The sequence below is a fragment of the Ensifer canadensis genome (genome assembly GCF_017488845.2).
Lineage (GTDB): Bacteria > Pseudomonadota > Alphaproteobacteria > Rhizobiales > Rhizobiaceae > Ensifer > Ensifer canadensis.
Genome location: NZ_CP083371.1, coordinates 1450778 through 1463161, shown reverse-complemented (window position 1 = coordinate 1463161; position 12384 = coordinate 1450778). Strand labels below are relative to the sequence as shown.

Sequence of the window (12384 nt, the reverse complement as noted above, 5' to 3'; positions counted from 1 at the left end):
GGTTCGATTGAGCGACAGGATACACCGTGATCGCGGGCGCCGGGTTGCAAATCCGTCCCATTCACAAGGGCTGTTGCGCAAATATTTCGCGCCCAGCTGCATTTCTCGCGGAATTATTCTTGATCGGTTGCGGTTGGCGGCGCGGCATGCAGGTGCCGGCGCGGGGCCATTGGAGCCGCATCGATCACCTCAGCCAATCCGTCATCGCTGACTGCTTGAAACGAACCATTTGTAATAGGGATTGGCCGGCTCGACCTGCATCAGCAGTTCCAAGTCGCGAGCCCATTCGGCGCGGTAGCCGGCATAGGCATTGAGCGAGGCCTGGTAGAAGAGCAGCAACCGGTTGTGCGCCTCGGCAATCGACGCTTTCGTCGTGGGGTCGGCGGCAACAAGCGGAAGTTCCGTCCGCAGGGCGATCAGCGCCGGAAGGATGCGCTGCAACTCGTCGGGGCGCACCCAGCTTGCATATTCGATCCGAGGCTGGTCGTCGGTCACCGGAAGTGCAGAACCCGCGTAACGTTCCAGCCCCGTGCGGTCCATCATCCAGGTCGCCAGCAGATCGGCCGGGCTGGATATGCCGACCTCGCCGAGGGCTGCGGCAATCGAGCGCTCTTTCATCCGGTCGGCAATTCGTGTCGCGTCGAGCTGTTGCGGTTCGAGCGAGCCGATGAGCAGCATCTCGTGCAGTTCCGTCGACCAGAGCGTAGCTTCGGGGAAGGTGTCGAGGAAGCTCCTGACGAGGGAGCGGGTGTCTTCGTCGTTCTGGGTTGCGATCGGCAGCCATTGCGCGACCATGCCATTCTCAGCCAGGCGGTCGCGCGCGAGGCGGTAGAAGTCCGACGAGTAGAGATTGACGACGCCGGCCGCCGATGGCGGCGGCGGCTCCAGGGTGATGAGGTCGTAGCGTTCCTGGCTGCGCAGCAGTTCGCGGCGCCCGTCGCGCAGCCGGACCTCAAGTCGGGGATCCTTGGCTGCGTCATAATTGCCCTTGAACAGGCTTGTTGCACGCGCAACGGAGGGCAATAGCTCCGCTGCCACGCGGCGTTCCAGCCCGGGATAGGCGAGCAGCGAGCCGGCGGTAATGCCGGTTCCAAGCCCGATCACCAGCGCCGACTTCGGTTCGCCCTTGTGGATGAGGAGCGGCAACAAAGCCTGCAGCCGCATGTAGCGCAGCGACGGCATGGCATCGCCGGTGTTGGAAACACCCTGGATATAGAGCCGGCGGAAGCGGCGGTCGGCTTGCCCCTGCTCGATAACCGCGACCGTGGCGCCGAGGCCCTCTTCGTAGGAAATGATTCTACCGTCGCTGCGCGACTTCGTCAGCAGAGTGGCGAGCCGGTCCGATGGCACGAGGACCGCAAGCAAAAGCGTGAGGGCGCCGAGCACGGGCACGACCAGGCGAGAGCCGGCAAGCACGCTGCCTTTGCCCCTGAAGATTGCGACAAGGCCGATCACGGCGGCGACGACCGCCAATATGGCAAAGCTGCGGATGATGCCGAGTGCCGGGATCAGCAGAAAGCCCGTGACCAGGGTTCCTGCGATGCCGCCGAGCGTGTTGAACGCCAGCACACGGCCGGTATCGCGCCCGACATGGGCGGGGTTGACCGCAAGGCGCAACGCGACTGGAAAGGCAGCACCGAGGATCAGCGTCGGAACGAAAACGATGCTCAGCGCCGCCACGACAAACCGCGCGCTCATGCCGGCAAAGATGCTGCCCGTCATGGCTGCGACCGTAGCTTCGGCATTCGTCTGCCAGGCGGTGAGCCAGGTGCCGAGCACAGCCAGTTCGAAAAGGGCGACGAGGCCGGCGGCGGTAATCAGCAGGCCGAACGCGGTCCAGGGATCGGCAAGCCGATCGGTCCGCCGCGCAAAGAGTGCTGCGCCCAGCGCAAGGCCGGCAAGGTAGGTGGCAAGCACAACGGAGAAGGCAAAGGAGCGGGTGGAGATAAATTGCACGATCGCCTGCGACCAGGCGACCTCGTAGCCGAGCGCGACGCCGCCGGCGAGCGCGTAGAGAACAAGCGCCAGGCGAGACCCACCTTCGCCAGTGGACGATGCCGGCGATGCGTCCGGCGCGGAGACGGCGAAAGCCGAACTGCGCAAGAAGCCGATAGCAGCGGCGGTTAGCCCGAGAGCGGCGGCGGCAAGGCCGGTGGCCTGGACCCCAAGCGCTGGAATGATGACGAAGGAGACGGCGAGGCAGCCGACGATCGCGCCAAGCGTATTGGCAGCGTAGAGGCGTCCGCCTTTGGTCCCGATCCCGCCGGGAGCCGACTGCAGGCCGCGCAGAAGAACAGGCAGCGTGCCGCCCATCAGAAAGGCTGGTGTGGCGACGAGCAGGATCAGCATCCCCCACGCGACAACAGGCAAGCTCGACTCGATCGAGACGAAGAGAGGCGCGATCCGCGCCAGTGCAAATGTGGCGACAACGCCGAGCAGGGCGACGCCGGTCTCAAGCAGCGCATAGAGGCGCAAGGGACGGCGGGCACGATCACCGAAGCGACCAATGGCGAAGCTGCCGAGGGCAAGGCCGAGAAAGAAGGCGCTGACGCCGGCGCTGACCGCATGCACATCGACACCGGTGACGAGCGAGAGTTGCTTGATCCAGAGAACCTGAAAGATCAGCGCGGCCGCGCCGGAAAGGAAAAGCATGAACCCGGCCATTGCGGGGCTGATGGCAAAGGCCCGTTGCTGCATGCCCTGTCTCTCGTTAGCCCCGTCGACATCGACCGAGCGTACGGGCGCGGAACTCTTTGCGGTCAATCCGGCTCACCATAGATTCTAAATGCAAAGAAAGAAAAGGCGGCGCTCGGGTGAGCGCCGCCTTCGTCAGCTTATTGGGCGGCCGGGGCCTTTTTCATGATTTCGTCGATCTTGGCATGCACGCCTTCCTCGACCTGGTCGACCGAGAAGCTCGCCGGCTTCTGGCTCGGCGGATACTCGATGAAGGTTTCCAGGAAGCTTGCGGCCTTCATGGTGGCTATCCCTGCAAGATAGACGTTCTTGGTCCTCCAGTCGTCGTACTGGTCGGAGACGATGTCGGCCCGCTCATAGGGGTCCATGCGCAGGTTGAAGATCTTCGGCACACGCAGGCAGGTGAACGGATCCTGCCAGACGTCGAAGCCACCGGGCTTGCGCATTTCGCAGAAGGCCGCTTTCCAGTTGTCCCAGCGAATGGCCACGAGCTTGGCGTCGTCGTTGAAGTAGAAGAACTCGTTGCGCGCGCCCTTCGGCTGCTCGCCTAGAAGGTAGGGAAGCTGGTTGTAGCCGTCGAGGTGAACCTTGAAGTCCTTGTCGCCGAGCTTGGTGCCCGTCAACAGCCGCTCCTTGACGTCCTTGTCACCGGCAGCGGCAAGCAAGGTCGGGAACCAGTCGAGACCGGAAACCATCTCGTTGGAAACACCGGGCTTGATCTTGCCCGGCCAGCGCACCATCGCCGGCACGCGGAAGGCGCCTTCCCAGTTGGTGTCCTTCTCGCTGCGGAACGGGGTTGTCGCCGCGTCCGGCCAGGAGAACTGATTGGGCCCGTTGTCGGTGGCGTAAACGACGATGGTGTTCTCGGCGATCTTCAGGTCGTCGAGTGCCTTCAACAGCTTGCCGACATCGTTGTCGTGCTCGATCATGCCGTCGGCATAGTCATTGCCCGGCATGCCGCTCTGTCCCTTATATTCCGGCCGGATATGGGTGAACAGATGCATGCGCGTCGTGTTCATCCAGGTGAAGAAGGGCTTGCCTTCCTTGACCTGCTTTTCCATGAAGCCGATGGCTGCTGCCGTGGTCTCGTCGTCGATCGTTTCCATGCGCTTGGTGTTGAGTGCGCCGGTATCCTCAATCTTGCCGTCGGCGAACGAATGCAGCACGCCGCGGGGCGTGGCCGCCTTGACGAAGGGATCATTGGGATCCTTCGGCCAGTAGGGGCGCTCCGGCTCTTCCTCGGCATTGAGGTGATAGAGGTTGCCGAAGAATTCGTCGAAACCGTGCGCTGTCGGGAGGAAACGATCCTGGTCGCCCAGGTGGTTCTTGCCGAACTGGCCCGTCGCATAGCCGAGCGGCTTCAGCGCCTGGGCGATCGTTACGTCTCGGTCCTGGATGCCGACGGGCGCTCCGGGAACGCCGACCTTCGACATGCCGGTACGAAGCACCGACTGGCCGGTGATGAAAGTGGAGCGGCCGGCGGTGCAGCTGTTCTCGGCGTAGTAGTCCGTAAACATCATGCCTTCAGAGGCAAGCCGGTCGATATTGGGCGTCTTGTAGCCCATGACACCCATGGAATAGGCGCTGATGTTGGTCTGGCCGATATCGTCGCCGAAGATGACGAGGATATTGGGCTTGGCCGCATCCTGGGCCATTGCTGGCATGACCGATGCCGATAGCGTCGACATCAGCACGGTGCCCGCAAGCGCAAGCGCTTTCGGCTTGATGGACCTTCGAACTGCTGAAGCAGCCAGCAGTCCGATGGCATTCTTCATATCAATGGGCATCTCATGTCTCCTCGAGGCACGATGGATTGCTTTTAGTCAGGTAGGCAAAGTCTCGGAACGTACCGTTGAACTTTGGGTTGAGGCGGGTGTTACGGGCAAGTACGTAACAGTTACGAAGGATCGTAACGCCCGGTCCGGCAGCGCTAGCGACTGGTTGGTAAATCGGCGTCGAACGCCGGGTTGAGATCGGGGAGTTCATTGGCCGGCACCGGCTCGTCGTCGAAGATTTGCTCGAGCCAGCGGCTTCTGGCTTTGCCAAGGCCGGCTCTAAGCGGCAGGAGATTCGGCTTCTGCGCCGCGTCCTGCTGGTCTCGATAAAGCGACTGCTGGTGGTTGGCGAAGGCGGCCCTTGTCTCCGGGTCGGCGAAGCGATCGAGCCACTGGGTCATTGGAACATTCCCCGTCTTGCGCGACCATGCGTCGATCGCCGCCTCGAACCGCTCTGCGTCGCCGCTGCGACATCCCTCGTCGACGCGATGGAAAGCCGTTGCCTCGGACTGCGCCTTGCGCGTCCGTATTTCGTCAAACCATGCCTGGATACGGCCGGCCATAACGGCGGCAAAGTGGATCAGGAGCGCCAGTGCCACCACCACCAGGCCTGCGCCGACCCACCACTGCCAGTCGAATGGCGCATTCTCAGGCGGCGGGTGCGGCGGGGCAAGGGCGGTCGCATCTGCAGGTGCTGCCGCAACCGAAACCTTGGCCAACGGCGCTTCGGCCGTTTGCGTCTTGCCGAGCGACGGATTGAACCACTGTAGGCTGATTGCGGGGATCGTGTAGGTACCGGCTTTCGCGAAGACATAGGTGGCCGTGTCCTTGCGGACGCCGCCCAGGAACACGCCGCGATCCGACCTATGCTCGGAGAGCAAGGGGTCGTGGACATAGACTTTGACACCCGCGGGTGCTTCGAAGGACGGCTCCGGGATCATCATCGCCGCCAGTCCATCCGCTTCGAAGGTAACGGTGCGAACCAGAGCGTCGCCGGCACGCAGGCTTGCCGGATCACGATCAAAGACTTGCGTGATCGTCACTTTCTCGGCGGTGACGCCGGCCTTGCCGTCAGCGCCGCCGGGCACCTCCGTCACTGTCAGCCGCAGCGTCGGCAATTTCACTCGCCCTTGCGTGGTTTTGCCGGGAACGGCCGCATAACCGAACGGGATATCGACAGGCGGTAAAGTGTAGTCTCCCGCCGCCTGCGGTGTGATGACGTAGGTCTTGCGGATACCGGAGAAATCGACGCCATCGATTGTCTCGTTGAGGTTCAGGCCGCGATCGTCTGGCATCGTCACGATGGTGCCGGGAAGGTCGAACAGCGGAAACTGTGGCGGCGACAGAAAGTAGTTCGGCGCGAAAACGTCGACGTCGACCTCAACCTGCTGTCCGGCGTAGATCGTTCCCTTGGTGGCGAGCGTGGCGCGGGCGAATGGATCGGCTGCCAGCGCGACGTTCGCCAGCGACAGCCAGAAGGCGGCGAGCGCAAGAAGAATGGGCTGGATACGTCGGTTCACGGCACTGCATCCTTCGCTTCGATCGCGAATTTCCGTGCCAGCAGATCGGCCGGGGAAACCTGGATATTGCGCATCCACATCTCAGCGGTCTGCGGCGCTCCCGCCACCGTGCCCTCCTTGCCCTTCTTGCCCTTGTCGTCGAACTGGATCTGATCCGGATCGAGCCCGGCCGCCTCCTGCTGGGCATCCTGATCCTGCTTGTCATTGTCTGCCTTGCGTTTCTCGGCCACTGCCAGGTTCTGCCTGGCTTCGGGCCAGTCCGGGCGGCGTTTGAGCGCCTGCTGGTAGGCGGCAATCGCCTCCTCGGCCTTGTCGAGATGCATCAGGGCGTTGCCTTGGTTATAGTAGCTTTCGGCCGTATCGCCCTGCGCAAAGGCATCGATGGCATCCTGATAGCGTCCGATACGAAAGAGGGCGACGCCCTGCCAGGCCGGGTCCTGGAAATCGCCGGCCGCTCCCTGGAAATCGCCGCGATCGATGGCCCGCTGGCCCTGCTGGTCCGGGGTGAACCAGAGATCGGCAAAGCTGCGATCGGCTGCCTCGGCCTTTACCCCTGGCAGCACCGTGCCGACGGCTACCAGATAGACCGCCCAACGGACTGTCCAGCCGCGGCGGAACCACAACGCGGCAAGGAGTGCGATCGGGATGGTCAGCCACCAGCCGGCATCGTACCAGCGCGTCAGGCCTTCGGCGGTCTTTTGCGCGAAGCTGCTCTGGATCCGCCTGATGATCCAGCGCACGTCGCTGTCGTCGGGCGTGACCGTCGCGACCTGCGCTTTCGACGCCGCTTGCAATGCCTTCAGCGCATCGACGTCGAGTTTGGCACGGACCCGCGCGCCCGTCGCGTCGGTGAGGAACTGGCCATCGGCCGTCTTCACCGGGCCGCCATCGGCGGTGCCGATGCCGAGCACCATCAGGTCGTTGCGGCCCTGATATCGCGCAAAGGCGTCGAATGCCGTGCGCTCGACGCCATCGGTCATGAACAGGATCGTGCCCGGTACGGTCTCGCTGGAAAGCGCATCCTCGGCGACCTGCAGCGCCCTGCCGGTGTCTCGGCCGGTTACCGGCATGATGCTCGGCGAGAGGGCGGCCAGATAGGTCTTTATGAGGTTTGCATCGTCGGTGAGCGGCAGCACCATGTGTGCTGTGCCGGCATAGGCAAACAGGGCAGTACGCGCGCCCTTTCGCAGAGAAAGGATATCCTGCACCTTCAACTTGGCTCGCTCGAGCCGCGTCGGCGAGACATCAGTGGCATTCATCGTTTCGGTCAGGTCGATCGCGATCGCCAGCGGCGCCGTATCCTCGACGAAGGGCGGCTTTTCACGCTGCCATGTCGGTCCGGCCGCCGCGATCGCGGCAATCACGATCAGCACGGCCGTCAGGTGAACCGGTTGCAGCCATCGCCTTCCGCCTTTCTCGATCAGCAGGTGGTCGAGAAGATGCGGCGCGATCATGTTCTGCCATTGCGAGCGCACGTCGGTGCGCCGGCCGATCAACATCACAAGCAGGGGGGCGGCTAGCAGCGCCAGCAGCCAGAGCGGCCGGAGGAAATGGAAGTCGGTGATCATGCTCCCGCCTCCCTTTCGCGACGCCGGTCTGCGCGGGCCGACAGCAGCCACATGATCGCGTGATAGGCGAGGACGAGGATCAACGCCGCGCCCAGCGGATAGTGGAACACTTCGATGCGCGGCCGCCAGGACAGGGTCTTTTGGTTTTCCGGCGTCAACTGATCGAGAAGCTCGTAGATATTCTGCAGCGAGGCCTGGTCCTGGCCGAAGAAATATCGTCCATGCGTCGCCGTCGCGATCTGTTGCAAGACTGACGTGTCGAGCTTCTGTTCCCCTTGCGCATTGGGATCGCCGATGCCGACCGTGTGGATGACGATGTGTTTTTCGGCGGCAATGCCGGCGGCCTTGTCGGGCGGCATCTTGCTCGCGGTGTCGTTGCCATCGGTCAGTAGGATCAGCACCTTGTCCGGTGCCGTGCTTTGGTCGAACATCTTGATCGCAAGGCCGATCGCATCGCCGATCGCGGTGCGTGGACCCGCCATTCCCGGCAGGCTGTCGGCCAGCATCGCCTTGACCGTCTTGTGGTCGAGCGTGAACGGCACGAGCGGGTAGGGGGCATCGCCAAAGGCGATGAGGCCGAGACGGTCTTCGGGGCGCTTGTCGATAAAATCGGCGACGACCGTGTGCACGGCATCGACCCGGGCCTGCAGATTGCCGGCCGGATCGTGAAAGTCGCGCGTATCCATCGATTGCGACAGGTCGATTGCCAGCATGAGATCGCGTTGCGGTTCGGTCTTTTCGATCGGCGGCTCGATATATTGCGGCCGCGCCAGTGCCAGTACGATCAGGCCCCAGCAGATCGGCGCAATCAGCTTCTGCCCAAAGTTCGACTTGGGCACGACCGATCCTTCGGTCGCGCCGATGCCCGCCGCTGCGGTGATGTCCTTGAAAAATGGGATCCGGACCGCCGCCGATTGCTCGCGATAGGCCGGAAGCAGCCACCAGATGACGGCCGGAAGTGGCAGCAGGACGAGCAGCCAGGAATGATCAAGGACGTACATGGTGCGCCTCGATCCAATATCGTGCCGCCGCAACATGGGCTTTCGCTTCGGCCTCGGGAACAGATGCCAAAACCACCGGCCCGCGGTACTCAGCCTCTTCGAAGAAATGCGCCGCGGTTGTGGGAAAGACAGGGCCACCGGAATGGGCGTCGAGGAAGCCGGTCCAGCCCTTGCCGCTCAGATTGGCGATCGTCTCGCGTGGCCAGACCGCAAGCGCGGTGCGCTTGAGAAGGGCGGGCAGGGCAGCGAGCGCATCGCCACGTGTTTGAGCAGCACCAATGCGCTGTTCTATCTGGCGAAGCTCGCCAAGCGCCTCGCGGCGGTAACGATTGAGCTCGCGGTGGCGATACCAGCGCCGGAGCGCGAAGGCGATTGCCAGTAGAACAAGTCCGGCGAGCACCGCCCAGGCCCAGGTCTGCGGCAGCATCGAGACGGGCGGTGGCAAGGCGATATCGGCAAGGCCGCGGAGCGCGGCAGCGAGGCCGGGATCGACCGCTGGCGTGGTCCCTTCCATCGCTACCGTCTCCGCTGACGCCAGGCCAACTGGCCGAGCATGGTGCGCAATTGCGGTGCAATCTCTTCCGCCGAGGAAATCGGCAGCATCGGCAGCCCCAGGTCCTCCTGCCATGCCTGAAGCGCGCGGCCGCGCTTGCGCGCGAAGCTGTCGATCGCCTCGCGGACGTTTGCATGACCGAATTGAAGCTCTGCCTGTTGCGCGCCGCCGCTGACGACGATGTCGCCCTTGCGCGGCAATTCCAGCATGAAGGGGTCGTAGATCAGGATGGCGATCACGTCATTATGGGCAGAGAGCTTGAGCAGCATGTCGCGCGTTTCCAGGCCGTGGCCGTCGAAATCGCTGATGACGATGATCAGATGGTCATGTTTGGCGATGTTGGCAACGGCCGAAAGCACGATGTCCAGTTGCTCGTCGCCTCTTGCAACCTTGGAGGTTGCGGAGAGTGCGATGTTGTGGCGAACGATGACGTCGGCAAACCGAATGACGGCCTCGCGGCTGCGGTAGGGCCTGATCTCGTCGACGGTCTCATCTCCGAATACAAAGCCGCCGACCCGATCGCCAAGCGCCGTGATGCGCCAGGCGCAGAGGGCGGCCACTTCCGCCGCGGCAACCGACTTCATGGCGCGGCGGCTGCCGAAGAACATGTTGATGCGCTGGTCGACGATCACAAGCGCCGGCCGATCCTTCTCCTCGTCATAAACCCGCACGACCGGTTTGCCGGTCCGCGCCGTCACCCTCCAATCGATGGTGCGGATATCGTCGCCAGGCAGGTATTCGCGAAGCTCCTCGAAGGAAAGCCCACGACCACGCATGCGCGATTCATGGCGTCCTGCCAGCAATCGCCGGACCGGCGCCTTACGCAGGAAGGTCAGGTCACGGGCTGTCGCCTCAAGGCCGACCAGTTCGTCGACGGAGGTGTAGGCGCCCGATGCCTCCACCTTCGGAGGATGGGCAATGCCCTTCGACCGGGCGAATGCGGACAGGGATATTGCCATCGGGCCTCTCCATCTCTCAGGCGACAGCGACCTGCTGCACGATCCGGTCTATGACCTGGTTGGCCCTCGTGCCGCCGGCATGGGCTTCATAGGAGAGGACGAGCCGGTGGCGGAAGACGTCGTGTACTGTCGCTTGCACGTCATCCGGCGTCACGAAGTCTCTTCCCTTCAGCCAGGCATGGGCGCGCGAGACCTTGTCGAGACCGATGACGCCGCGCGGACTGATGCCCACCTGGATCCATTTGGCCACGTCCTTGTCGAGCTTGTCCGGGTAGCGTGTCGCCATAACCAGGGCGACGATATAGTCCTCGATCGCGCTCGAGACGGTCACTGCCGAGATTTCCTTTCGTGCCGTAAACACCGCATCCTGAGCCAGCTTTTCGTTGGACTTCACTTTCGAGGCGGCAGCCGTTTCTTCCGACCGCACCAGCCGCATGATCTCGGCCTCCGACTTGGCGTCGGGATAATCGACCTGGATGTGCATGAGGAAACGATCGAGCTGCGCCTCAGGCAAGGGGTAGGTGCCTTCCTGCTCGATCGGGTTTTGCGTTGCCATCACCATGAAGAGCTCGGGAAGCTCGTGACTGTCGCCACCGACAGTCACTTGCCGCTCCTCCATCGCCTCGAGCAGGGCGGACTGCACTTTCGCCGGTGCGCGGTTGACTTCGTCGGCAAGGATGAGATTGGCGAAGATCGGACCCTGCTGAAAGCGGAACTCGCCCTTGCCGCCTTCGGTGAAATAGACCTCCGAGCCGGTGATGTCGGAGGGTAAAAGGTCCGGTGTGAACTGGATGCGTGACAGCTCGGCGTCGAGGTTCTTCGCCATGCTCTTGATGGCCCGCGTCTTGGCAAGCCCGGGCAGGCCTTCGACCAGCAGGTGGCCGTTGCTCAGGAGGCCGAGCAGCAGGCGTTCGATCATGCCCTGTTGGCCGACAATGGCTTCGCCGATCCGCTTGCCGAGCTGTTCGATGTCGTCACGTGTACCCATTGAGATTTAGCCCCTCCCGCCGGCCCGGCGGCGCCAACCCTTGTGAACTCTCATTTGTGAACTCTGAGGGGAGATTAAGGTGACATGCGGCCCGTTGGAAAGAACGTAACAGTAACGAAGCGGGCGATTGTGGTTCTCGATCAATCCACGGGCGGGGCAAACGGCGCCCGAATTCGATTCGTGCGCCGTCGTAACAGTTACGTACTTTGGAGTCGGAAAGTTTGCGTCTAGACTTCGGGCTATCAGGATGGACGCGACATCCGCCCGGGAGATCGAAGCCGTATGCAAACACTATCCACCAGGCCGACCCTCGACGAAACGCCAATGGCGATCAGCGCGCGCGAGCCGATCTGGATCGAAGGCGGCACCTTCACGATGGGGTCCGACAATCATTACCCCGAAGAGGCACCGGCTCACCCGGTGAAGGTCGACGGATTCTGGATCGACGTCACGCCTGTCACCAACCGGCAGTTTGGTGCATTCGTCGAGGCGACCGGCTACGTCACCGTTGCCGAGAAGGCGCCTGACCCGAAGGAATACCCGGGTGCACTGCCGGAAATGATGCGGCCGGGGTCGGTGATTTTCGATCCGCCGAAGCGCGTCACCAGCCGTGACCCCTCGCAATGGTGGAACTTCAAGTTCGGTGCCGACTGGAAAAGGCCATATGGCCGGCAGAGCAACATTCGCGGCAAGCTCGACCATCCCGTCGTGCAGATTTCCTATGTCGATGCCATGGCCTATGCGAAATGGGCCGGCAAGGATCTGCCGACGGAAGCCGAGTGGGAGTATGCCGCCAAGGGCGGCCCGAATGACGCGGAATATGCGTGGGGCGCCGAACTTGTCCCTGAGGGCCGTTTCATGGCCAACACCTGGCACGGCACCTTCCCGACCGAGAACCTGCGCCCTGACGGCTTCGAGCGGACGTCGCCGGTCGCCAGCTTCCCGCCCAACGGCTATGGCCTTTACGACATGATCGGCAATGTCTGGGAATGGACAAGCGACTACTGGTCGAGCAACCACCCGGGGCCTGCGCAAAAAAGCTGCTGCATCCCCTCCAATCCGCGCGGCGGCGGGGCTGAGGCAAGTTACGACCCGCGGCAGCCGGAGATCCTGATCGCGCGGCGGGTGGTGAAGGGCGGATCGCATCTCTGCGCGCCGAACTATTGCCGTCGCTACCGCCCCGCGGCCCGTCACGCGCATGAGGAAAATGCGGCAACGACCCATATCGGCTTTCGCTGCATTCGCCGGCCGTAGACGTCTAACACCGACAGTCTTGTTTCGGTTGAGGAGGACACCCGATGATTTTGAGGGCAGGAGAGTTCGCGT

Annotated in this window: 9 protein-coding genes; 1 reads left to right on the top strand and 8 read right to left on the bottom strand. The window is 63.1% G+C overall.

The window, feature by feature from the left end; all coding sequences use genetic code 11:
* Positions 1-201 precede the first annotated feature (201 nt).
* The 8 genes from J3R84_RS26510 to J3R84_RS26475 form a co-directional block, all read right to left on the bottom strand.
* Entirely contained in the window at positions 202-2697 is a 2496-nt protein-coding gene (locus J3R84_RS26510; protein ID WP_225968516.1) for a fused MFS/spermidine synthase, read from the bottom strand.
* 137 nt (positions 2698-2834) lie between these two features.
* The gene (locus J3R84_RS26505; RefSeq protein ID WP_225906310.1) at positions 2835-4382 is read right to left on the bottom strand and encodes an arylsulfatase; all 1548 of its coding nucleotides are present in this window, start codon (positions 4380-4382) and stop codon (positions 2835-2837) included.
* A 242-nt stretch (positions 4383-4624) separates the two neighbouring features.
* Positions 4625-5989 carry a BatD family protein gene (locus J3R84_RS26500; RefSeq protein WP_063978341.1) on the bottom strand — a complete coding sequence of 455 codons (1365 nt, stop codon included), beginning with the start codon at positions 5987-5989 and terminating at the stop codon, positions 4625-4627.
* A complete protein-coding gene (locus J3R84_RS26495; RefSeq protein ID WP_113567563.1) occupies positions 5986-7557 on the bottom strand; it encodes a vWA domain-containing protein in 1572 nt (523 codons plus the stop codon). Before J3R84_RS26495 ends, J3R84_RS26500 begins: the two co-directional genes overlap by 4 nt.
* Positions 7554-8558, bottom strand: coding sequence for a vWA domain-containing protein (locus J3R84_RS26490; RefSeq protein ID WP_203528126.1), 1005 nt, complete (start codon positions 8556-8558; stop codon positions 7554-7556). The genes J3R84_RS26495 and J3R84_RS26490 overlap by 4 nt, the downstream gene beginning before the upstream one ends.
* A complete protein-coding gene (locus J3R84_RS26485; RefSeq protein ID WP_057211353.1) occupies positions 8545-9072 on the bottom strand; it encodes a DUF4381 domain-containing protein in 528 nt (175 codons plus the stop codon). The genes J3R84_RS26490 and J3R84_RS26485 overlap by 14 nt, the downstream gene beginning before the upstream one ends.
* Before the next feature lie 2 nt (positions 9073-9074).
* Complete coding sequence (locus J3R84_RS26480) at positions 9075-10070, bottom strand: DUF58 domain-containing protein (protein ID WP_057218252.1); 996 nt, start codon at positions 10068-10070, stop codon at positions 9075-9077.
* A gap of 16 nt (positions 10071-10086) precedes the next feature.
* The gene (locus tag J3R84_RS26475) at positions 10087-11058 is read right to left on the bottom strand and encodes an AAA family ATPase (RefSeq protein ID WP_203528124.1); all 972 of its coding nucleotides are present in this window, start codon (positions 11056-11058) and stop codon (positions 10087-10089) included.
* A gap of 324 nt (positions 11059-11382) precedes the next feature.
* Between J3R84_RS26475 and J3R84_RS26470 the strand changes: the two genes are divergently transcribed.
* Positions 11383-12312: a formylglycine-generating enzyme family protein gene (locus J3R84_RS26470; protein WP_113567559.1), complete on the top strand. Its 930-nt coding sequence runs from the start codon at positions 11383-11385 to the stop codon at positions 12310-12312.
* Positions 12313-12384: the final 72 nt, after the last annotated feature.

Coding starts and splice junctions, on each gene's coding strand:
- J3R84_RS26475 (WP_203528124.1), bottom strand. CDS start 11,058: ATGGGTACACGTGACGACATCGAACAGCTCGGCAAGCGGATCGGCGAA.
- J3R84_RS26495 (WP_113567563.1), bottom strand. CDS start 7,557: ATGATCACCGACTTCCATTTCCTCCGGCCGCTCTGGCTGCTGGCGCTG.
- J3R84_RS26480 (WP_057218252.1), bottom strand. CDS start 10,070: ATGGCAATATCCCTGTCCGCATTCGCCCGGTCGAAGGGCATTGCCCAT.
- J3R84_RS26470 (WP_113567559.1), top strand. CDS start 11,383: ATGGCGATCAGCGCGCGCGAGCCGATCTGGATCGAAGGCGGCACCTTC.
- J3R84_RS26510 (WP_225968516.1), bottom strand. CDS start 2,697: ATGCAGCAACGGGCCTTTGCCATCAGCCCCGCAATGGCCGGGTTCATG.
- J3R84_RS26485 (WP_057211353.1), bottom strand. CDS start 9,072: ATGGAAGGGACCACGCCAGCGGTCGATCCCGGCCTCGCTGCCGCGCTC.
- J3R84_RS26490 (WP_203528126.1), bottom strand. CDS start 8,558: ATGTACGTCCTTGATCATTCCTGGCTGCTCGTCCTGCTGCCACTTCCG.
- J3R84_RS26505 (WP_225906310.1), bottom strand. CDS start 4,382: ATGTCGACGCTATCGGCATCGGTCATGCCAGCAATGGCCCAGGATGCG.